This is a genomic window from Burkholderia sp. SRS-W-2-2016 (assembly GCF_001931485.1).
In the GTDB taxonomy this organism is placed as follows: domain Bacteria; phylum Pseudomonadota; class Gammaproteobacteria; order Burkholderiales; family Burkholderiaceae; genus Paraburkholderia.
Genome location: NZ_MSDV01000062.1, coordinates 33,125 through 55,073, shown reverse-complemented (window position 1 = coordinate 55,073; position 21,949 = coordinate 33,125). Strand labels below are relative to the sequence as shown.

At 62.2% G+C, this 21,949-nt stretch carries 20 protein-coding genes; 13 read left to right on the top strand and 7 right to left on the bottom strand.

Annotation, left to right across the window (positions count from 1 at the left end; genetic code table 11):
* The first annotated feature begins 10 nt into the window (after positions 1-10).
* The 7 genes from BTH42_RS26725 (at position 11) to BTH42_RS26695 (ending at position 5,697) form a co-directional block, all read left to right on the top strand.
* Complete coding sequence (locus tag BTH42_RS26725; RefSeq protein WP_075304177.1) at positions 11-256, top strand: acyl carrier protein; 246 nt, start codon at positions 11-13, stop codon at positions 254-256.
* Positions 257-334: 78 nt separating this feature from the next.
* The gene (locus BTH42_RS26720; protein ID WP_075304176.1) at positions 335-1,261 is read left to right on the top strand and encodes a chlorinating enzyme; all 927 of its coding nucleotides are present in this window, start codon (positions 335-337) and stop codon (positions 1,259-1,261) included.
* An 18-nt stretch (positions 1,262-1,279) separates the two neighbouring features.
* Positions 1,280-1,600, top strand: a complete 321-nt coding sequence (locus tag BTH42_RS26715) for an acyl carrier protein (RefSeq protein WP_256702298.1) — start codon at positions 1,280-1,282, stop codon at positions 1,598-1,600.
* Positions 1,543-2,469 (top strand): hypothetical protein, encoded by a 927-nt coding sequence (locus tag BTH42_RS26710; RefSeq protein ID WP_256702297.1) that lies wholly within the window; start codon positions 1,543-1,545, stop codon positions 2,467-2,469. The genes BTH42_RS26715 and BTH42_RS26710 overlap by 58 nt, the downstream gene beginning before the upstream one ends.
* Positions 2,451-3,518, top strand: coding sequence for a succinylglutamate desuccinylase/aspartoacylase family protein (locus tag BTH42_RS26705; protein WP_256702296.1), 1,068 nt, complete (start codon positions 2,451-2,453; stop codon positions 3,516-3,518). The genes BTH42_RS26710 and BTH42_RS26705 overlap by 19 nt, the downstream gene beginning before the upstream one ends.
* Before the next feature lie 23 nt (positions 3,519-3,541).
* A complete protein-coding gene (locus tag BTH42_RS26700; RefSeq protein ID WP_075304173.1) occupies positions 3,542-4,363 on the top strand; it encodes a hypothetical protein in 822 nt (273 codons plus the stop codon).
* Between the two features lie 131 nt (positions 4,364-4,494).
* A complete protein-coding gene (locus tag BTH42_RS26695; RefSeq protein WP_075304172.1) occupies positions 4,495-5,697 on the top strand; it encodes a PLP-dependent aminotransferase family protein in 1,203 nt (400 codons plus the stop codon).
* 71 nt (positions 5,698-5,768) lie between these two features.
* On the opposite strand, the gene BTH42_RS26690 is transcribed toward BTH42_RS26695, so the two are convergent.
* Both BTH42_RS26690 and BTH42_RS26685 read right to left on the bottom strand, forming a co-directional pair.
* Entirely contained in the window at positions 5,769-7,013 is a 1,245-nt protein-coding gene (locus BTH42_RS26690) for a cation:proton antiporter (RefSeq protein ID WP_075304171.1), read from the bottom strand.
* 211 nt (positions 7,014-7,224) lie between these two features.
* Entirely contained in the window at positions 7,225-8,130 is a 906-nt protein-coding gene (locus tag BTH42_RS26685) for a LysR family transcriptional regulator (protein ID WP_075304170.1), read from the bottom strand.
* Between the two features lie 157 nt (positions 8,131-8,287).
* Here BTH42_RS26685 and BTH42_RS26680 point away from each other — a divergent pair, with 157 nt between their 5' ends.
* Together BTH42_RS26680 and BTH42_RS26675 are read left to right on the top strand one after the other, a co-directional pair.
* Entirely contained in the window at positions 8,288-8,887 is a 600-nt protein-coding gene (locus BTH42_RS26680) for a LysE family translocator (RefSeq protein ID WP_075304169.1), read from the top strand.
* A gap of 574 nt (positions 8,888-9,461) precedes the next feature.
* The gene (locus tag BTH42_RS26675; RefSeq protein WP_075304168.1) at positions 9,462-10,154 is read left to right on the top strand and encodes an autoinducer binding domain-containing protein; all 693 of its coding nucleotides are present in this window, start codon (positions 9,462-9,464) and stop codon (positions 10,152-10,154) included.
* Between the two features lie 223 nt (positions 10,155-10,377).
* Here the strand turns inward: BTH42_RS26675 and BTH42_RS26670 are convergent, their stop codons facing one another.
* Positions 10,378-11,211 (bottom strand): oxidoreductase, encoded by an 834-nt coding sequence (locus BTH42_RS26670; RefSeq protein WP_075304167.1) that lies wholly within the window; start codon positions 11,209-11,211, stop codon positions 10,378-10,380.
* Positions 11,212-11,365: 154 nt separating this feature from the next.
* On the opposite strand from BTH42_RS26670, the gene BTH42_RS26665 reads away from it, so the two are divergent.
* Positions 11,366-12,277 (top strand): AraC family transcriptional regulator, encoded by a 912-nt coding sequence (locus BTH42_RS26665; protein WP_178392244.1) that lies wholly within the window; start codon positions 11,366-11,368, stop codon positions 12,275-12,277.
* A gap of 41 nt (positions 12,278-12,318) precedes the next feature.
* Here BTH42_RS26665 and BTH42_RS26660 read toward each other — a convergent pair whose 3' ends face one another.
* Together BTH42_RS26660 and BTH42_RS26655 are read right to left on the bottom strand one after the other, a co-directional pair.
* The gene (locus tag BTH42_RS26660) at positions 12,319-13,623 is read right to left on the bottom strand and encodes a diaminopropionate ammonia-lyase (protein WP_083654936.1); all 1,305 of its coding nucleotides are present in this window, start codon (positions 13,621-13,623) and stop codon (positions 12,319-12,321) included.
* Positions 13,624-13,765: 142 nt separating this feature from the next.
* Complete coding sequence (locus tag BTH42_RS26655; RefSeq protein ID WP_075304165.1) at positions 13,766-14,926, bottom strand: M20 aminoacylase family protein; 1,161 nt, start codon at positions 14,924-14,926, stop codon at positions 13,766-13,768.
* Between the two features lie 151 nt (positions 14,927-15,077).
* On the opposite strand from BTH42_RS26655, the gene BTH42_RS26650 reads away from it, so the two are divergent.
* Both BTH42_RS26650 and BTH42_RS26645 read left to right on the top strand, forming a co-directional pair.
* On the top strand, positions 15,078-15,563 hold the full coding sequence (locus tag BTH42_RS26650) for an Lrp/AsnC family transcriptional regulator (RefSeq protein WP_075304164.1): 486 nt from the start codon (positions 15,078-15,080) through the stop codon (positions 15,561-15,563).
* Positions 15,564-15,841: 278 nt separating this feature from the next.
* Entirely contained in the window at positions 15,842-16,978 is a 1,137-nt protein-coding gene (locus BTH42_RS26645) for a branched-chain amino acid ABC transporter substrate-binding protein (protein WP_075304163.1), read from the top strand.
* Positions 16,979-17,140: 162 nt separating this feature from the next.
* Here the strand turns inward: BTH42_RS26645 and BTH42_RS26640 are convergent, their stop codons facing one another.
* Positions 17,141-18,184, bottom strand: coding sequence for a methyltransferase (locus BTH42_RS26640; RefSeq protein ID WP_075304162.1), 1,044 nt, complete (start codon positions 18,182-18,184; stop codon positions 17,141-17,143).
* A gap of 205 nt (positions 18,185-18,389) precedes the next feature.
* Between BTH42_RS26640 and BTH42_RS26635 the strand changes: the two genes are divergently transcribed.
* Positions 18,390-20,864 (top strand): filamentous hemagglutinin N-terminal domain-containing protein, encoded by a 2,475-nt coding sequence (locus tag BTH42_RS26635; RefSeq protein WP_372237289.1) that lies wholly within the window; start codon positions 18,390-18,392, stop codon positions 20,862-20,864.
* Between the two features lie 128 nt (positions 20,865-20,992).
* Here the strand turns inward: BTH42_RS26635 and BTH42_RS26630 are convergent, their stop codons facing one another.
* A complete protein-coding gene (locus tag BTH42_RS26630) occupies positions 20,993-21,937 on the bottom strand; it encodes a LysR family transcriptional regulator (protein WP_075304161.1) in 945 nt (314 codons plus the stop codon).
* Positions 21,938-21,949 lie beyond the last annotated feature (12 nt).

The following is a 21,949-nucleotide window of genomic DNA, read 5'->3' as shown; positions in this document are numbered from 1 at the left end:
TGGAGAACATATGACTGAAAAGATTGCCATCCCCGACATGATCGCCTTGACCTGCCGGGACACGCTTGGCTTCGCCGACCTGCGCGGCGACGAGGATTTCTTCAACCGTGGCGCCAGCTCGTTGACGATCGTCGAACTGCAGATCCAGATCGAAACCCGGCTGCAGGTACGGGTGCCGACCAGCAAGCTGATGGCCGCGCCCACGGTTGACGGCTGGGCCGGCATCTACGAAGCAGCGGCCGCCGAACTCGCGTAAGCGCGTCCGTCACTTCCCGAACACCGCTTTGTCCATTCGAAGCGGACGCATTTCATCGATTCGACCAGGAGCACTTCCATGCAAAACTTTCGACTGACGCCCGAGCAGATCGCCACCTTTCGCGCGCAAGGCTACATCGGCCCATTCACCCTCTATTCGCCGGAGGAAGCGCGGGAGCGTTACAAAACCATTCGTGCCCAGCTGTTCGATCGCGAACACGCGGTCTACGACCTGCCGGCAACGAGCCCGATCGCCAATTACGATCGCCACCTCGACGTCAATCTACTCAGTGAACATATCGGCCGGCAGGAAATCGTCCAGCGACTCAACTCGATTCTCGGCCCCGACGTAATCTGCTGGCGCTCGGAGATGTTCCCGAAATATCCCGGCGACGAAGGGACCGACTGGCACCAGGCCGACACGTTCGCGCATGCGTCGGGGCAGCCGCAAATCGTGTGGCCGGGCGACCAGCGGTTCGGTGGCGCGATCACGGTATGGACGGCCCTGACCGACGCGAACGAGGAAAACGGCTGCCTGCGGTTCGTGCCGGGCACGCACGAAGAGATGTTTTATGACGAATCGAAGAAGATGCAATTCGATCCGTCCAACATCAACGTTCTCGAGAAGGACGGCATCAAGCGCGGCTTCTTCGGCTACGACTATCGCAGCCTGCAGAAGGATCCTGACTGGAAGCCCGACGAGAGCAAGGCCGTGTCAATCGTGATGAAGCCTGGCCAGTTCGTGATCTTCTGGTCGACGCTGATGCACTCGTCGTTCCCGAACTCCACGGTCGACCAGACCCGGCTCGGATACGCAAGCCGCTACGTGCCGGCCGCGGTCAAGGTGTACCCGGGGACCGATACCGTCGACGAATACGGCAGCAAGATCTCGCTCGACAAGTTCGGCGTCGTGCTCGTATCCGGCGAGGATCGATTCGGGCACAACCGCAGGGTCGAGCGCAACGCACGCGGCGTCAGCTTCGCGCAGCAACCGTCCTACGCCTGACCACCCCCATCCGCGACCATGAAACCGGCGAACGGCGCGGCGCGCCGTTCGTCATTCGACCGGTTCAAGCCCATGATCCAACCTATCGAGATCCCTCATGTCCGGCGCGTCGACCAGGTCGTTGCGTCCGTTGTGGCGAGCGTCCTTGGCCGCGACGCCGTGACGCCTGACGACGATTTCTTCATGATCGGCGGCTCGTCGATTTCCGCCGCGCTGGTGAGCACCCAGCTCGAACAGCAGCTCGGCCACGACGTGCCGGTGCGCCTGCTGTTCGAATACCCGTGTCTTCGCGTCTTCAGCGAAAAACTGCTCGAATCCGTGAGCGTCGCCGCACGGTAGTCCCGGGATCGCCATCCGGAACCGTCTTCTCTTCGGAGGAATTCGCTTTGAACAAGCACTATCGCGCCGAAATCTACGATTTCGAAAAGCAGGTCGAGCGCGCCGATCTCTCGCTAGCCGACGCCGCTTTGCTCATTCGCGATCGCAAGGCCGCAGCCGTCCTTGTCGATCTGGTCGACCCGAACGAGCTCGACCGATGGTGGGACGATCCCGCCTTCCCGCCCGTCACGCAGCACCAGAGCTTCGCCGGCGCCGGCAAGTCGGGGTTGGCGATCGGACCGACACAGCGTCTGGTCAAGGGGCAGTTGATCCCAGGCCTGATCGACTACTTCTCGTATGCAGGCCGCACCAACGCGGCGCTGCGCGATACGGAATTCGTCAAACTGTGCGTCCGCGAGCTGGGCGCGGGGGCGGTTCAGGTCGGTGACTGGGGCGAACTCCCGCTCGTGTCCAAACGGGAATACCAGCCGGTGACCAACGGGCTCTACAGCGTGCCGCCGCATTGCGATGCGATCCACTTCGGCCGCGAACCGCTGAACTGGCCAATCCAGGACGGTTACGACGAAGGCTACGACCAGATCTCGCTCTTCCTGTCCGTGCAGGACGCGGAAAACAGCGCCGGCCTCGTCATGTGGGACTACCGGCCCGAGACGCGCACCGAACTCGACGAACTGATGAGCGAATTCGCGCAAACCCGGCGCATCGACCGGCTGGATCACGTGCGCAGCGTCACCATCAACGGACGACCCGGACAGCTCAACATACTCAACACGCGCGTCATGCACGCGGTCGAGCAATGCACGACCGTGCGCCGAACGCTCGGATCGTTCCTCGTCTGGCACGACAGTCAATGGCGGATGTTTCACTGATGGCGACCATCGCGCCAACCGCAGGCGTCGATGCCGCGCGCAGCCGGCTCGACGCCGAGATCGCGACGTTCGAACGGTTCGCGGCGTCGAGCAGGATCGGTCGCGCGCGCGTCGAGCGTGTCGAGCGTTTCGGCTTCGTGATCCATCCGCCGCACGCGAGCGCAACGCAAGGGGAGCGGTTCGACCTGCTGTTCATCGCGCTGACGCACGGCAACGAATATGCGGGACTGCCCGTGCTCAATGCGCTTTGCCGCTACGTGGACGCCGGCGTGCTGGCGCCGCCGTCGTCGATCGGCTTCCTGCTCGGCAACGTCGACGCAGCGCGGCAAGGCACGCGTTTTGTCGAACGGGACCTGAACCGCACGTTCGGCCGCGCCGGACGCGACACGGCTGACGATCGGCGCGCTCGCGAGATGGAGCCGATGATGATGCGCGCCCGCTTCTGCGTCGATCTTCATCAGACGATCGAGCCGTCGGAAGCGCCGTTCTTTGTCTTCAACTACGAGCCGGCGAGCCTTCAACTGGCGCACGCGATCGCACCGGACACGCCGGTTGTGACGCATTGGGGCAGACCGTTTTCCGCCGCGTCCGCGGGCGGCTGCACATCGGACGAATTCATCCAGCGGGCCGACGGCGTCGCGCTGAGCATCGAGCTCGGCCAGAAGGGCTTCGGCCTCTATCAGATCGCCGCCGGCGTACGTGTTTGCCTCGATGCGATCACCACTGTCAGCGAATTCGTGCACGGCGCTTCGCTGCCGCCGGTCGATGCGTGCACGAATCCGATCTATACGTGGGCGCACATCGTTCCCTATCCGGACGGCGCGGTCAGGCTCGATGCAGGCTTGCGCAATTTCCAGCCGATACGCGCGGGCGAGCGCCTCGGCACGCGAGACGGCGCGCCGCTCGTCGCCGGCACGAGCGGCCTGTTGCTGTTTCCGAAGTACCGGCGATCCGAATCCGAGCCGAAGCCCGCGGAGCTTTACCGTGTATTGAGGCAACCGGCATTGTCCGAATTGGGCAAAGGCGACTGCCTTATCCCGCAATCCTAATCATCCGCACATGTGGAGGGATCATGCAGACTACCTACTCAGCTCAACTCATGCGTTTCGGTACGCCTCCGCGCGCCGAGAGCATGACCGTCGTCTCGGCGGTTCACGCACTCGATGCGGATGAGGCCGACGCGATCGTCATGAACATCGTGCCCGACGGCGAGCGCGACGCCTGGTGGGACGACGAAGGCTTCTCGAGCTCGCCGTTTACGAAGAACGCGCACCACGCGGGTATCGTCGCCACCTCGGTCACGCTCGGCCAGCTCCAGCGCGAACAGGGGGACAACCTCGTTTCGAAGGCGGCCGAGTACTTCGGAATCGCGTGTCGCGTGAACGACGGTCTGCGCACGACCCGATTCGTGCGCCTGTTTTCCGATGCGCTGGACGCGAAGCCGCTGACGATCGGGCACGACTACGAAGTCGAGTTCCTGCTCGCGACGCGACGCGTGTACGAACCATTCGAAGCACCGTTCAACTTCGCGCCGCACTGCGATGACGTGAGCTACGGGCGCGACGTCGCGAACTGGCCGCTGAAGCGATCGTTTGCGCGGCAGCTCGGGGGCTTCCTGACCATTCAGGGCGCCGACAACGACGCAGGCATGGTGATGTGGAACAACCGACCGGAGTCCCGCGCCGCACTGGACCGGATGAACGGCGAATATCGTGAAACGGGTGCCATCGCAGCGCTTGAAAAGGCCGCGAAGATCGTGCTGAAGCCACAACCCGGTCAATTGACGCTGTTCCAGAGCAAGAACCTGCATGCGATCGAACGGTGTACGTCGACGCGACGCACGATGGGCCTGTTCCTCGTCCACCAGGAAGACGGCTGGCGCATGTTCGATTGATCGACGGCAATCGTGCTGCGCGCGCGATTCGCCGCGACGCGTTTCCCCTGCGCTGGCTGGTTCGACGAACCTGCCGGCCTTTTTAACTTCCGGCGGCCGAACTCGCCGACGTTTTCGAAAACAGGCACCCCATGAACGACATCGTGCTGGCCATGCGCGCGCGCGGCATCAAGTCCTCCGCAGTGCGTGAGCTGCTGGAGTTCAGCAAGAATCCGGACGTGATCTCGCTGGCCGGCGGCATCCCCGCTTCCGATCTGTTCGACATGGACGGCATCGACGACACACTCGGCGCCATCATGGGCAACGAGCACCGCGACCTCTTCCAGTACGGTCTCACCGAAGGCGAACCCGGCTTGCGGCAACGGATCAGCGAGTGGGCCGCCGCGCTCGGCCTACCGGCTTCGCCGGAATCGATGCTGATCACATCCGGGTCGCAGCAAGGTCTCGATCTTGTTGCACGCGTGCTGTTCGACCAGGGCGATCGCGTACTCGTCGAACGGCCGACCTATGTCGCCGCACTCCAGGTATTCCAGTTCATCGGCGCGCAGATCGACGGCATCCGCGGCGGCCCGGACGGGCTCGATCTCGAGCAGCTCGAGCGCGAACTGAAGCGCGGCGGCGTCAAGGCGATCTATCTGACGCCGAATTTCGCGAATCCGACCGGCTACACCATGCCGCTGCCGCAGCGTGTCCGGCTCGTCGAACTCGCGCAGCGTCATGGTTGCGCGATCATCGAGGACGATCCCTACGGCCAGTTGCGCTTCAGCGGCGAGGCAATTCCGAGCCTGCTGTCGATCGCATCGCAGCAACCGGGCGGCAATCACAACGTGTGCTACCTGTCCACTTTCTCGAAGGTCTTCTCGCCGGGCGTGCGGGTCGGCTGGATCGTGCCACCCCCTGCGCTTCGTCCGCCGATGGCCGTCGCCAAGCAGGCTTTCGACCTGCACACGTCGACGCTTACGCAGGACATCGTCGCGCGATATCTCGCGTCGGGCCGCATGGCGTCCCGCATCGACGTGCTGCGAGCCGCCTATCGCACGCGACGCGATGCGCTGACGGCGGCATTGCGCGACTCATTCGGCGACGAGCTGTCGTTCAACGAACCTGAAGGCGGGATGTTCCTGTGGTGCCGCTTCGCGCGGCAGATCCCGGCGGAACAGGTGCTCGAAGCGGCCATCCGCGAAAAGGTCGTGTTCGTGCCCGGCAAGGCCTTCTATGCATCCGATCCGGAGTGCGACACGTTGCGCGTGTCCTACTCGATGCTAGGAGAACAGAGCGCCGAGGAGGCGGCTCGCCGTCTGAAGCGTGCGTGGGACGCCGTCGCACGCGGTTGACGCAAGTGATGCAATCGACGTTGCCGTGACACGGCGTACATCGGGGATGCGCCACCGTGCGCGCGGGCCCGTCACTTACTGACGACGGGCATCGCCGGCACCGGGCGCGAATGCGCGCGCAGCGTGAGCCGAACGAGCGGCGCGGTCAGCGCCGTCGTCACCAACGCGAAGATGACGAGGATCGTATAGACGCGGGTCGGAAGAATCTGCATCTGCAGGCCGATCGACAGCACGATCAGTTCCATCAATCCGCGCGTATTCATCAACGAGCCGACCAGCATCGCGTCGCGCGGCGCAAGCCCCGTCACGCGCGCACCGACGTAGCTGCCGCCGAACTTGCCCGCGAACCCGCCGGCGAGAAACACGCCGAACCACAGCCATGAAGACGCGTCGCCGATCATCCCGATCGACGCGTGCAACCCCGCGTACGCGAAGAACACCGGCATCAACACGAGCTTCACGAAACCCTCCACGTTCTCGCGCCACTCCACCTCCAACCCCGGCACGCGACGCAGGAACAGCGCTGCCGACAGCGCGCCGAACGCGCTATGGAAACCGATCAGCGACGTCGCGACCGCCGATGCGAGCACGAAGCAGAACAGCACCGCCAGTCTGTCGCGCGTCGCGTGCGCCGTTTGCGTCAGCCGCACGAGCAGCGGGCGGACAACCAGACGCGCCAGCACCGCGCTAAGCGCCAGATACACGATCAGGCTGCCGAGCATGCGCGCGAAGGCCCAGCCCGGCCCGCTCGACAGCGACGCGATAGTCGCCAGCAACATCCAGCCGAGCGCGTCCGTCAGCATCGCGGCAGACAGGGCATTTCGCGCGCCGGTCATCGCGCCGAGTCTCAGATCGTCGACAATCCGAGCCATGACGGGTACGGCCGACACCGCGAGCGCGACGCCGCAGAAGAGCATATACGGCAGCCACGGCGCATCGCTCGCGAGCGTATCCTTCGACACGATCGCGATGACCATGCCGATCGCGGCCGGCACGCACAAGCCACCGATCGCGACCGCGACAGGGACGCGCCACCGGCCGTCGCGCATCGTGACGCCGAACTCCATGTGCAGCCCGAGCTGAAACATCAACAGCACCAGGCCGATCTCGCCGACCTGCGCCATCCCCGACGGTGCGCTCGCGCCGAACAGTACGTCGTAGAAATCCGGCGCGACTGCGCCGAACAGCGACGGGCCGAGCAGGAGTCCGGCCGTAATTTCGCCGACGACCGCGCACTGGCCAAGCCGCTCGGCAAGACGGCCGCAGACGTTGCAGAACGCGATCACGAGCACGAGTTGCAGCAGCCAGATAGTCATGGAATGCCTTGGGAAAAATCGAGCGGCGCAAATGGGAAGCAGCAGAAAGCCGAACTGAGGTCGAACGCGGTCGCGACGCATACGGCACGCACGCGTCGCGATGCCGTCGAGCGGATCTCGGCATCGATCCTATAGCGCGGTCACGCGCAACGATACTGGAAGGACCTACAGGAGAACGGCGCCCGGAGCGGACCGCATCGGAAGCACGCGATCAGGCCGCGCGATCGGTCGTACCGGACAACATGCCGGCGCCGACTGACGGCGCGTCGCGAAAACCGTTGCGAATGAAATTCGCCATTTCGTCGACAAGCGGCGTCGTTCCGGATGGAGGCAGATGCAAGGTCACGGCGAAATCCGGCAACGTGGGCAACCCCTGCATCGATCGCAGCATCTGCAGATCGGCGGGAACCGTCGACGCGAGCCATGCGGTCACCGCCATGTCCATCCGGACGGTCGCTTTTGTCGCCTCGATGTCGCCGTTCTCGAACACCGTTCGCCACGCGATCTCGTGCTGCGTCAACGCGTCGAACAATGCCGGGCGGAACACGCACGCGTTGCTGACAATCGACACCGCCAGCGGCCGCTTCAGATAAGCGGTGCCGCCGACCGCGCCGACCCACGCGAGCGGCTCGACGCGCAGGCACTCCCCGCCGGGCTCGCTCGCCAGCTGCTCGATCACCGCGATGTCAACTCGTCCATCGAGCAGCGCGGCCGACAGGTCGACCGACGCAAGGTTGACAAGCACGATCTCGACGTGCGGGTAGCGCTGGGTAAACGCCTTGAAAATGCCGGCGAGATAGGCGCCGACCAGATCGGACGGCGCGCCGACGCGCAGGACGCCGGCAAACATCGGCCTGCTCATGTCGGTCCAGATGCGGTCGTTGAGCCGCACCAGTTGCTCGGCCCGTTCGAGCAAGCGTTCTCCCGCGGCAGTGAGTTTCAGGCGCCCCTGCGAGCGGTCGAACAGCCGCTGGCCAAAGCATTCCTCGAGCCGTTTGATCTGCTGGCTGATCGCGCCCTGGGTCAAATGCAGCGCCTGCGCCGCGGCCGTCATGGTCGAACGACGCGAAACGGTGACGAATGTGCGCAACAGGCTCGTATCGAGATTACGGGGCATGGGGAGAATTGGGTATTAGCAACGCTAATAGGGCCATTATAAACATTCCATACCCTAGCCTGCGAAAGACTTTTAGAGTTTGTCCAGTAGCCGATCCAATTCGTGCCCAGACGGATTCCCAAGCCGCCCCACGCTTTTCATACGAGGTTGTCCAGCCATGTCCGAGACCCTGTTGTCCCTGATCGTGTTCGTCATCGTCGCCACCATCACGCCGGGTGGCGCGACCACGCTGGCGACGGCGTCGGGTACGCAGTTCGGGTTCCGGCGCAGCGTGCCGTTGCTCGGCGGGATCGCGCTCGGCCTCGCGTCGCTCGCCGCCATCACGGCGGCCGGGCTGGCCGGGCTGCTGCACGCGGTGCCGGCGCTGCAACTGATCATGAAAGTGCTGGGCTCTGCCTACCTGCTGTGGCTCGCGTGGAAAATCGCGTCGAGCGGCGCGCCGAAGAGTCATGCGAATGCATCGCAAACGCCGACCAGCTTCATCGGCGGCGCGCTGCTGCTGTGGCTCAATCCGAAAGGATGGACGATGGCGCTCGGCGCGGCCGCGTCGTTCGCGGCGCTGACGCCCGACCCGGTGCACCTCGCTGTGATACTGGGCAGCGCATTCGGCATCGCGGCGATCTTTTCCCTCGTGCTCTGGTGCACGGCCGGCGTGCTGCTCGGCCGCACGCTGCGGACCGACCAGCATTGGCGCATTGCAAACGCGGCGCTGGGGTTCCTGCTCGCGCTGTCGATCGTTCCGATATGGATCGACTAGGCGCGCAGTGATGGCGTATCGCATGAAACCGGTGGCGTGCGTGCGTCAGACCAGAGGCACCTAGCCGACAAGCAGACCTCGCGGCTCGTCCTACGCCCCCGTCGACAACGCGCGACGGCACAACGATCGAGCGCACCGGTGGAGACTCGGCCCTTGGCGAAGCGGACGCCGAGGTCGCCGTCGTACGCGGGCAACGGGACCGCGACTGCATCACGCACCTGCGGGAAATTCGCGCCTGGCGCCGGCGAAGGCATTCGCAACGCACTCGGGCGCCACGCCACGATCAACGAGCCTTTCAAAAACAATAAACACAACGGCATCCGGCCGGAACCGAGTACATCACGTCGCCGGAAACAATCGACGTACTTCACGCCTTTTCCCGTGATTGATTCAGCCGTTCGATATCGACACGCCGCGCCCTCCGAAATCAACGTTTTGCGCGCGGGCTAGAGCCTCTCTGATTCATGCGCGGCGAACATGTCGCCAACGCACGCGAGCTGGTCGTCATCGATCGCGTGCGTTTGACACTACACGCTATTTGGAGACTGCTGTGGATCCATGGAGAGAAGACGTCATGACGACGTTGTCGCGCGCGCAAAGCTTTGATGAGATATTCGACATCGTTGCGGCCCAGGCCCGCGCGCTTGATTTTGACATGTGCGCGTATGGCGCACGCGATCCGTTGCCGGTGACCCGGCCCACGTTCATTACGCGCAACACCTATCCCGAGTCCTGGCGACAGCGCTACCTGAACGGAAATTATTTCGTACGCGACCCGGTCGTCCGTTACGCGTTGATCTATACATCGCCGCTCGTATGGCCGGTCGATGCATGCGTGGACGAACCGTTCTGGCAGGAAGCGAAGGCGCACGGCCTCGCGCACGGCTGGTCCCAGCCCATCCGCGACAAGCACGGACGAATCGCGATGTGGAGCGTGTCGCGCAGTGCGGACAGCATTTCCGAGCTAGAGCTCGCCGCAACGGAAAGCAGACTGATCTATCTGGCGCACGCGGCTCACGCGGTGAATTCGCGCCTGGTCGACGCACCCGCGGCTACGGCCTCGACGCACACCGGACCGTTCACCACGCGTGAGAAGGAAGTACTGAAATGGGCCGCTGACGGCAAAACCGCGCTGGAAATTGCTTCCATTCTTTCCATATCGGAGCGGACCATTACCTTCCACATGCAAAACATCATGGAGAAGCTCAACTCGGTGAACAAGACGCAAGCCATCGTCAAGGCAGTGCTGCTCGGCATCATCTACTAACGACTCGCGGCGAGCGTCGGCCTGTCGTAGCGGCGCCGTACGCGTATGCGGCGCGTCCTGCCGCATACCGCGCCGGCGTCATGCCGGCGCTCGCCGTGTCGAATTCAGTCGGTCATCAACATCCATTACGCACATGATCGAGCAATGCCTGGAGCGGGTGATGCACCTGCTGTCGCGTCGATCCCGATGCAATGAACTGCACGCGACAGTGAATGGCGGTTCCTCAGCCGTCCGTAGAAACAGTGATCTCCTCCCACGTACTGATTTCCTCGTTCAATACCGATAACTTGTTTCGAACGAGCCCGAGTGCATCACTACCGAGCAAAAGATGCGCGGGCGGAGATTCCGCCGCAATGGCGGCCAGCATTGCGCGCGCCGCTTTCCTCGGATCGCCCAATTGCTTGCCGCTTTTTTCCTCGCGCGCCTGGCGGATCGGATTAAAAATACCGTCGTAATCCGGAATCGAGCGCGGGGTGCGCGCCATCGACCGACCTGCCCAGTCAGTGCGAAATGAGCCCGGCGCCACGGCCGTCACCGCAATACCGAACGGCTTGACCTCTTTGCCAAGCGCCTCGGAGATCCCCTCCAACGCAAACTTGCTGCCGCAGTAGTAAGCGATGCCAGGCATCGTGATATAGCCGCCCATCGATGTGATATTCAGAATGTGGCCGCGGCGGCGCTCACGCATGAATGGCAGAACGGCCTTCATCATCGCGACCGCACCAAATACATTCACATCGAACTGCCGGCGCATATCCGACAGCGGTGATTCCTCCATGATGCCCTCGTGGCCGTAGCCCGCATTGTTGACGAGTACATCGAGCGGTCCGGCGTCAGCCTCGATTTTCGCCACCACGCCGTCGATCGCGTCGAAGTCGGTTACGTCGAGCACGACTGCGGAAGCGGCAGTCGCGGACAGGGCCTCGAATTCACGCTTTGCCTGGGCACTTCTCACGGTACCGACGACCTTGTGCCCCACCGCCAGCGCTTCCTGTGCGAGCGCGCGACCGAAGCCGCTGCTGACGCCGGTGATGAGCAACGTTTTGCTGGATGCCATTGAAGCTTCTCCCGAATGTCGATTGGAGAGTGCATACTAATCTGACGAACGCGGTAACTTAAGACGGATTTCGCTATTTTTCTTGCACAAAACTATGATCACTCTACTCGGGTCGAGCCCGCCTCCGACTCTATCCTCGCGAAACCAGAAACGCATGGTTGCCCTGCTACGCGCGTTAGCGCCCGACGAGGGCTACAACCTGACGGCACTGCCCAGCGTCCGCATCTTGCGGTCGAACAGAGCGCTATCGCGTACGCCCGTTCTGTACGACCCCGGTATCGTGATCGTCTGCCAGGGCCGCAAGCGAGGTTATTTCGGCGACGAGCTGTACCTGTACGACGAGTTTCACTACCTGGCTGTGTCCGTGCCTGTGCCGTTCAGCATGGAAACCGACGCAACCGAGGAACGCCCACTGCTCGCGCTGTATCTGCACCTCGATTTCGCCCTGGCCGCCGAACTTGCGGAGCGGATCGATCGCGAAGGTACGGCGGAGCGCGCACCAACACCTCGTAGCATGATGTCGACGCCGATGGATGACGCGATGCAAGCGTCCGTGCTGCGCTTCCTCGAGGCGATGCATCGACCGCTCGAAGCTGCTGTATTGGGCGCCGGACTACTGCGTGAACTGTATTTCCGGGTACTCACCGGCGCCCAGGGAAGCTCGTTGCGCGAGGCTTTGGCGATGCGAGGACAGTTCGGCCAGATAGGCCGCTCACTGCGCCTGATTCATGCGAGCTATGCGCAGCCCCTCAATGTCAGGCAACTGGCCGACGAAGCGGGCATGAGCATTCCGAGCTTCCACAGCCACTTCAAGGCAATTACGCAGGTGTCGCCAATGCAATACGTGAAGTCGACACGTCTTCATCAGGCTCGCCTGTTAATGGTGCGCAAGGATCTGACCGCGGAGGCCGCCGGACATGCGGTGGGTTACGCGAGCCCGTCTCAGTTCAGCCGGGAGTTCCGGCGTCTGTTCGGCTTGACGCCGGCCGCGGAGGCTAAGCGTATGCGCGAGAGCTTCGCGATCCCGGAAGTATTTGCTGATGCGGTTTATGTGTCGTCGCACTGAATTTAGTGCGGTTCGATTTGGTCGTAGATGAATGTGCCGTGTCACTGCGGACCCGTCGATCGATGGGTTTCCGTATTCGACCCGCAGCGGTCAGTCAGCCAGTCTTCCTGCACCATGTGCAGTCGACCATCGTCCAGCCATTCGCTCTGGCGTTCTACTACCGCTTCGGCGCTTTGGCCGACGAGCTCTCGATATGTCTCGGGCGCGGTAGCGCCCTCGGTGTTGATCAGCAGCACAGACGCGTTCTTGTCCAACCCTGCCCGCGCCCGCAAGTTCCGATCGGCCAGCAGCGCGGTGATCCCGGCGAGACCTGCTACTCCCGACTCTCCGGCGACGATCGGCATATCGCCTTCGCTCCCGCAGGCCAGCGTACGCATGGCTGCCACCGCGTCGTCGTCCGTGATGGTCATGAATTCATCGACGGTGGGTTGCAGGAACCGCCAGGCGAGCGGCGATGTCTCGCCGCAAGCGAGCCCGGCCATCACCGAGTCGATTGCCCCGGTCGCACGTGACGGGCGGCCGGCGATAGCGCTCTGCAGCAGGCAGTCTGCCTGCTGAGGTTCCACAACGATAAAGCGCGGTCGATGCGAACCGTGAAACTCCCAGAAAAAACTGATCAGGCCGGCCGCGAGGCCACCCACACCACCTTGCAGAACAACATGAGTGAACGCGGGCTTGTCGGCTTTGGAATCTGTCTGTTCGATTATTTCGGCTGCGATTACGCCGTATCCCTGCATGACATCGCGTGGGATATCTTCGTATCCTTCGTACGACGTATCCGACACCACGTGCCAGCCGTTCGCCTTCGCAAGCCGCGCGGCTTCTTCCACCGATTCATCATAGTTGCCTTTGATCCGGACGATTTCTGCGCCATAAGCGGCAATCGCCTGTTCCCGCTCCACGCTGACATTCGCGTGCAACACAATCACGCAATGGCACCCAATTGCCTGGGCGGCCGCGGCCAGCCCTTTTCCGTGATTGCCGTCCGTCGCGCTGACGACCGTGAAATGCGTCAACATCTCACGGTATTTGCCTTCGAACATTGCGACGGGATCCAGCTTCTGATCGGGCCACGCGCGCAGAATCAGACGGACGAGCGCGATGGGCGCGCCGAGCGCCTTGAAGCTGCCCAGTTCCGACCGCACCGACTCGTCCTTGATACTCAGTGAGCCCACACCCAGCTTTTTTGCCAGGCCAGGCAACTCATAGAGGGGGGTCGCGTTGGACGCGATCTTGTCCCAGCCGAGAAGCCATGCACGACTTTCCTGCGCTTTCTCGATGCTCAGGATCTCTTTTAACTCCGACGGATACGGGCTTCGCTCCGCATTCTGGTTGTGAATCAACACGATCTCAATCTCCAAATGAGGCTAAAAATGTTCAGGGCCGCTCAGGCAATATCGAGGAGGACGAGCCGGTCCAGATGTAGAGGCACGCCAGAAGATGCCCGACGCAATTTCATTTCACACCGGTCAGCTTCAACAGGGGGTGTCACCGTGGCAATTGAAGCCTCGCAACCTCTGCGAAATAGCGGGCGCCAGATTCAAGAATGTCGTCGTTGAAATCGTAGGATGCGTTGTGCAGCGGAATGCCTCCGCGCTCGGGTTTGTCGCCGTTGCCAATGAACATGAAATTGCCGGGGACGTGCATCAGAAAAGCGCCGAAGTCTTCGGAAGTCATCATTGGCGCGACATCCGCGGTGACGAGCGTCTCCCCCGCGATATTGCGCGCCGCCTGCAGCGCGACGTCCACATAGTCTTCCGAGTTCACGGTCGGAACAAATTCGTGTGTGTACTCGAAATAGCACTCCGCTCCATGGGCGCGGCAGATGCCCTCGCTGACTTCACGCATGCGAGTTGCCAGCAGCGCCTGCACCGCCGGAGAGTAGCTTCGCGTATCACCCTTGATGGTCACGTTCGAAGGGATGACGTTGCGGATGCCGTCCGTAATGAATTCGGTGCACGAGATAACTGCCTGCTCACCCGGATCGAGATTGCGCGAGACGATCGTCTGCAAGGCAAGCACAATCTGCGCTGCGATGACGATCGGATCGACACCCATGTGAGGGCGTGCCGCATGGGTGCCACGTGCTTTGACGTGAATGACGAAATTGTCTTCGCTGCCCATGATTCCGCCCGCGCGCGTCGCGAAGCTACCGGCGGGCATTCCGGGCATGTTGTGCGCGCCGAAAATGGCGTCAATCGGAAAACGCTCGAACAGTCCATCGGCCATCATGGCCTTGGCACCCCGGCCATGCTCTTCCGCCGGTTGAAATATGAATCGCACCGTGCCGTTGAAATCCTTTTTTTCAGCGAGCAAGCGGGCAGCGCCCAGCACCATCGACATATGGCCGTCGTGACCGCATGCATGCATCTTTCCGTTGTTGACGGATGCGTGCGGCCGACCGGGCGCATTTTCGGCAATGTTCAGCGCGTCCATGTCGGCGCGAATGCCAATCGCGCGCTGGCCATCGCCAACGGTCAGGTTCGCCACGACGCCGGTTCCGCCGATGCCCCGGTGGACTTCGAGCCCGAGGGTGCGCAGGATCTGCGCAACGTAGTCGGACGTATGGATTTCCTCGAAACCCGTTTCGGGTCTTTGGTGCAGGTATTGCCGCCATCCCTTGAGTTGGCTCTGAAGTGTAGCTTCCATCTTTTGTCTTCCTCGATCTCGTTGTGGGGCGCCGCTCTAGCGCGAAAACGCATTCAACCCGTACCTGTAGATCGTATTGCGCAAGCGGTGAAAATGGTCGCAAAATAGGAGCCTATATCGCAAAAAAATTGCGTCTCGGAAGGAATTTTCTATGGCATCGGATCTGGACCTGTTCGACCGCAAGCTGCTGGCTGAAATACAGCGCGACGCACAAATGCCGCAAAACGAACTGGGTGCGCGCGTTAATCTATCCACGGCGGCTGTCAACCGGCGGTTGCGGCGGCTCTCCGAAGACGGGGTTATCGATCGCTATGTCGCCGTGGTTGCGCCGGAGAAGGTCGACCATCCCATCACTGTGGTTGTGCTTGTCGAAGTGGAAAGCGAAAAGATCGACATGCTCGATGCGATGAAGCGAACGTTTTCGCAGTGTCCTCATATTCAGCAGTGCTACTACGTCACCGGCGAATCCGACTTCGTACTGATACTTTCAGTCCGCGACATGGAGCAGTACAACCAGCTGACGCGGCAACTTTTCTTTTCGAACAACAACGTGAAGCGTTTCAAGACGCTGGTGGCGATGAGTCGCGTCAAGGTTGGTCTTGAGGTTCCTGTCCTCCTGCCGGGCGAGGAGCAATAGCGCCGGTTGCCGGTACGGTACGGTGCGGTAAGCTACGCTCCGCGCGATGCACCGCATTCACAAAGCCAAACCGCGCTTCGCTCAAGGCCGTGGATGACCGTGGTGAATATTTTCTCGTTACTGCCCGGCATATCGATAAGTAATTGCGTATCAGCCGTCACTCGGAATTTTGTCGATATCGGTACGTGAATACGATGGTAAGGCGCGTCGGGTGTTGTTGCCAGGTGGGTTCGGCCAGCACGCTACGGCGTCCTTTCACTCCATCCGGGTTCACCATCATGCGACTCTCACAACTTTCGATTGCCGTGGTTGGCTGCGGCTTCGTTCTGGGTTCGACCGCGGCGTACAGCGATGTCACCGTCAAGATCGGGCAGGCGTCTCCGCTTACCGGGGAAATCGCCCACATTGGAAAAGACAGCGAAAACGGCGTTCGGCTCGCCATTGAAGATCTCAACGCGCGCAAGCTGAAGATCGGCGGTCAGCAGGTGACATTTGTCCTCGATACCCAGGACGATGCAGCTGATCCGAAGACGGCCGTCACCGTGGCGCAGAAGCTCGTTGACGATCATGTCGTCGGCGTGGTTGGCCACCAGAACTCGGGGACGTCGATTCCCGCTTCGAAGGTTTATGCCGATGCCGGCATCCCGATGATTACCGAGTCCGCCACCAATCCGACCTTGACGGCTCAAGGCTTCAAGACTGTGTTCCGCATGGTTGCCAACGACGAGCGTCAGGGAACGGTCATCGGCACCTACATGGTCAAGGATTTGAAGGCGCGCAAGGTGGCTATCGTCGATGACCGCACCGCATATGGTCAGGGGCTCGCAGACGAAGTGAACAAGGCCGTCAAGGCAGCGGGAGGCGAGGTAGTCGATCGCGAATATGGGACTGACAAAACGACCAACTGGATGGCGCTGCTCACCTCGATCAAAAGCCACGCTCCGGACGGGATCGTCTTTGCGAGCGTGGACACTTCCGCGGCTGCCTTTACACAGCAGGCCCGCAAGCTCGGCATCAAGGCTGTGATTATTGCCGGGGATGCGGCCTGCACGCCGCAGTACATCAAGCTTGCCGGCTCGGCGATGAACGGGAACGTCTACTGCACTCTCGCCGGCGTTCCGGCTGCGAGCATGCCGCAAGGATCCGTCTTCTTCAAACGCTTCCAGGGTCGCTTTGGCACCCCGGTACAACTGTATGCCCCCTATGCGTACGACGCGGTAATGGCCATGGCGAATGCAATGCAGGCGGCGGGATCCACCGATCCGAAGGTCTATATTTCAAAGCTGCGCGGCGACTCGTTCGACGGTGTGACCGGGCACATCCAGTTCGATGACAAAGGCGATATTCGCAATGGCGCCATTACGGTTCGCCAGTATCAGAACGGGGAATGGTTCGATAAAACGGTTGTCCGTTGAGTTTGAAACAGTCGACCAGGCCGCATGATCCGCGAACTGCCCTGCCCCCAAGGGTCGTGCGGAGGCACATACGCTTCGCAACGGGTGGGCACGCACACGGGTGCGATCGGTGCGGGGTCATGCGGCGGGAGTCGAATCGCGCGGAACACGCACTCCGCGCTTCTACCTGATTCCGATCACCATCGAATCCGGGCCATTGAGCGGCTCGACGCGCACCTGCGTGAAGCCGGCCTCGGTCATCCATTCACAACACTGAGCGCCGGTGTAGTCGAATCCGCCGGGTGTTTCAATCAGCATGTTCAGACTCATCAGTAGGCCGAACGCATTCTGTCTGCGCTCGTCGTCGATAACCGCGTCGTAGACGATCAGGCACCCGCCCGGTGGCAGCGCCGCATGGCACTTCGCGAGGAGTTTGCGCTTCTGCTCAAGGTCCCAGTCGTGGAGGATATGCCCCATCACGAGCACATCCGCCGCCGGGCATGGCTCCTCGAAGAAGTCGCCCGGGTAGAAATTCAGCCGATCCTGCAGTCCATACGACCTCACGTACTCGTCGAACACCGGACCCACCATCGGCAGATCGAAGCCGCCACCCGTCAGGTGCGGATGGGCGAGCGCTATCTGCACAGGCAATCCGCCTTGTGCGGTGCCGATGTCGATGAACGTACGGTAGTTTTGCCACGGAAACTTTTGCGCCATCGCTCGCGCCGCGCCCAGACTAACGCCGCTCATCGCCTTGAGGAAGCCGCGTAGCGTCTGTTCGTCGCGATAGATCGCGTCGAACGGATTTCCACCGTCTTTCGCTTCATTCTGCGGCTGCCCGGTGCGAAGGGCCTCGGTCAGCGAACCCCAGAACGGATACAACCGCGTGGCGGCCATTTCCAGCAATCCGCCGACATAGCTGGGCTTCGACTTGTCCAGAAACAGCGCTGCATCCGGTGTATTCGCGTATATTCCGCCCTCGCGTTCGAGCACGTTCAACGCGACCAGAGCATCGAAAAAATCGACGGCCGCCCGTGGATGAAGTCCGAGGGCGCCGGCCATTTGCGCGGCATCGAGGGGTCCGCGCGCGAGGCGCGTAAACACTTCGAGCTCGACCGCGGACAGCAGCGTCCTCGACGCCCAAAAGCCCATCCCCAACTGGAGCAGCCGCTCGGGGGTCGGTTCGCCTTGCTGAGTGTCGACAGCCGCAAACGCCTGCGGCTGCATGCGTGGTGTGTCTGGCATCATTGCTCTCCAAACGGACCGGCGACGAAGCAACGGAATGCATCGTAGGGTAGGTTTTCAGATGGTTTTCAAACGTGCGCTAACGCACAGTGCGCCGTGGATCTCTTTTCCTGCCGGATGCCGCCGAGGGGCGCAAAACGCGTAGATTTAGGCGCATCGCGATCACGTCCGCCCCTATTCTTCATACATGGGTCGCAATGCTCGCGCCGTTTCGTCGAACATGCCACCGTTTTGCGCTTACACGGGGGGACGTATGAGCCCTGCTGCCAAATTGGCGCGTCGACCGCGCGCCTCTGGAACCTGCCGGTCGTCACGACGCCTCTCGCCGGTTGTCGCACTGGCGCTAACGGAGCTGTTCTTTGGGCAACCGGCCTTCGCAGCGGGACCACTGCCGCAAGGCGGTCACTTCGTGGGCGGTTCGGGCAGCATTGCTCAGAACGGCACGAACCTGAACGTCACGCAAACGGGCTCGCGGGGCATCATCGAATGGGATAGTTTCTCGATCGGACAGCACGCCACGGTTTCAATCAACAACGGCACGGGCGCGACGCTCAACCGTGTAACAGGTAACGACTTCTCCGCAATCCTCGGCACGCTGAGCGGCACCGGCGGTATTTACCTCGTCAATCCGCACGGGGTGCTAATCGGGCGAAACGGCGTGGTCGCGACGGGCGGGCGCTTCGTCGCTTCGACGCTCGACATCCCCAACGACAGATTTCTGAATCCTCCGGCAATCGGCGGCTCGGTTTTCACGGGCAGCTCCACGGCGAATGTGCTCAATCTCGGCAAGCTCATGTCGTCGGGCGGGGATGTCTTCCTCATATCGGCTAACAAGGTCACGAACGCAGGGACTATCGAGGCGCCGAACGGCAACGCCGAACTTGCTGCAGGGCGTCAGATCCGTCTGTTCGATGGTGCAGACCGACAGGTTTTCGTGGAGGTCGGAAGCGGTGGCACGGTTAAAAACAAGGGCTCGATGGAGGCGGCGATCATCAGTCTGCAGGCGGCCGACGGCAACATTTTCGCGCTCGCCGGTCATTCGGCAGCGCTGCGCGCCACCGGCACCGCGACGCGCGCCGGCCACGTGTGGCTCGTCGCGAATACCGACACGGACACGGCTGTTCTCAACACCGGTAGCATCGATGCTCGCGGGGCACAGATCAGCGCACGCAATGCGGATGGCAGCGACGGCGCGGTCGATATGTCCGGCAAGGTGGTCGAGGTCGGCGGCGCGAACGTTCGGGCGAAGGCCTGGAACATCACGACAGGCGACTTCATCGCCGATGCGCCAACGACCCGCACGCTCAGCATGAGCCTGAGCCACGGCGCCTCGATCACCGTGACCGCGAACGGTGCCGATGGCAACTTCGGGGCGACCGGCAAGGGAGACATCGCGATCGATGCGAACTTGCGCTGGCAAGGCGCCGGGTCGCTGAAGCTCGAAGCGGCTCACTCGCTGACCATTGCGTCGAACGCGACCATTGCCAATCACGGCACCGGCTCGCTCATTCTCAATGCCGACTGGTATGGATACGACAACGGCGGCAGCGTGACCAACCGGGGCACGATCGACTGGTCGCGAAGCAGGGGCATCGTCACGACACTCTATGACATGAACGGCAGCTACACGCCCGGCACGTTGCGCAGCAATCCTTCCTGGAAAGCCGCACCGTTTAGCGGGCTCGTCACGCAGATCACGGCCTATGAGCTAATCAACAATCTGGCGGACCTTGGCGCGGTCAACAACAACCTCGCGGGCAACTATGCGCTCGGCAACCGGGCAATCGATTTCCAGGAGCCGGTGAGTTTCAACGGCATCGGCACTGCTGCCACCCCGTTCACCGGTCAGTTCGACGGGATGGGCAATGGCGGTGTCACGGGACTGACTATCTCCGGCAACGCCGATACCGGACTTTTCGGCGTTATCGGCAAGAACGGCGTGGTGCGTAATTTTCTTTTCACGGATAGCTCGGCGACCTCGTCCGGAGGACCCGTCGGCTTGCTGGCCGGCACCAACTATGGGCTCATCGTGCGGGCCAGCATCTTCGGCAGTGCCCAATCCACGGGCGGCACGAGCAGCGTTGCCGGCGGGATCGTCGGCGAAAACCGCGGCCGCGTGGAACAGTCATTCGCCGGCGTGAGCGTAAGCGGGGCGGGCACGGTCGGTGGTCTTGCCGGTAAAAACGATGGTTGCATCGACCAGTCAGTCGCGTTGGGGACGGTGGCGGGCGGTGCACAAGCCACGCTCGGTGGACTCGTCGGCGTGAACAATGGCGCGATCGACCAATCGTACTCGGAGGACATAGTAAGAGGCGGCGTGATCGGTGGCGCCGTGGTCGGCGGCCTTGTTGGCCGTAATGCGGGCGTTATCCGCGAGTCCTATTCCGATTCGACGCTCATGCCGGGCCCAGGCGCAACGACAGGCGGTATCGCGGGCACGAATAGCGGACGCATCGCTCCCGACGTGTTCTGGAATAGCCAGTCGTCCGGGGCAACCGCGGGGGTCGGCTCCGGAACACCGGTGGCGAGCTCGAGCGGGCTCACGGATGCGCAGCTACTCGAGCCGGCGAGCTTCGGCCCGACGTGGGATTTCAGTGCGACCGGAACGTGGGTCATTGCGTTTGGCGGCGGCCCGACGCTCCGTTGGCTAAGCGGGCCCTGATAGCCGGGACGCTACAGAGCGAGCGATCACGGCAGCATTTGCCGATATGGCTTATGTCTCGTCGCACTGAATTTCGCGCGGTTCGATTTGAGCGTGGATCGGCCTATGCTGTCATCGCGGTTTTCCGGTCACTGCGCCCGCCGCTTATAACCGCTCTTCAACGCATCCACCACAAGCTCGACCGCACGGGATGATTTACGGCGACCAGGGTAATAGACATGATGCCCGACGAACGTGGGAGACCAGTCCTCCAGCACGTAACGCAGGCGCCCGGCCCGGACATGCGCCTCGACCAGGTCCTTGGGCACATACGCGAGCCCAAACCCTCCCAGCGCCGCGTCCAGCATCTGGTAGACGTTATTGAACGTAAGCTGCCCCTCGACCCGCACCTGCAGTTCTCGTCGCCCCTTCCGTAATTCCCAGGGAAGCAGTGAATCTCGCGTCGGCAGTCTCAGATTGATGCAGTTGTGCAGCATCAGATCCTGCGGCGTCTTCGCCGGTGCCGCCCCTTGCAGATATTCTGGAGAGCCAACGATTGCCATCGTCATGTCAGGCGCGATTCGCACGGCAACCATGTCTTTGGCCACCTGGTCGCCGAGCCGCACGCCGATGTCGTACCGATCCGCGACGATGTCCGCTAACCCATAGTCATTGACCAATTCGATCTTCAGGTCGGGATACTGGCGCAGCAACGGTTGCAGACGCGGCCACACATACGCGTTTGCCGCGTAGTCGGTCGTCGTGATGCGGACAGTTCCGCCCGGGCGACTTGTCATCGCGCGCAACGCATCGACCTCGGCCTCGATTTCCTGGAAACGGGGGGCAATCGCCGCCAGCAGCCGCTCGCCTGCCTCGGTCAACGCGACGCTGCGGGTAGTGCGCGTCAGCAGCAGCAGGCCCATCCGCTTTTCTAGTCCGGCAACCGTACGGCTCAAGGCCGACTGCGAAACGCCCAGTTGCGCGGCCGCTCGCGTGAAATTGCGCTCACGCGCGACGTTCATGAAGCCGACCAGATCGTTGAAATCTTCTTTCAATTCATGCTCCACAGCATAAGGGCATGCCGATATTGCCATCTAGTCGCATCA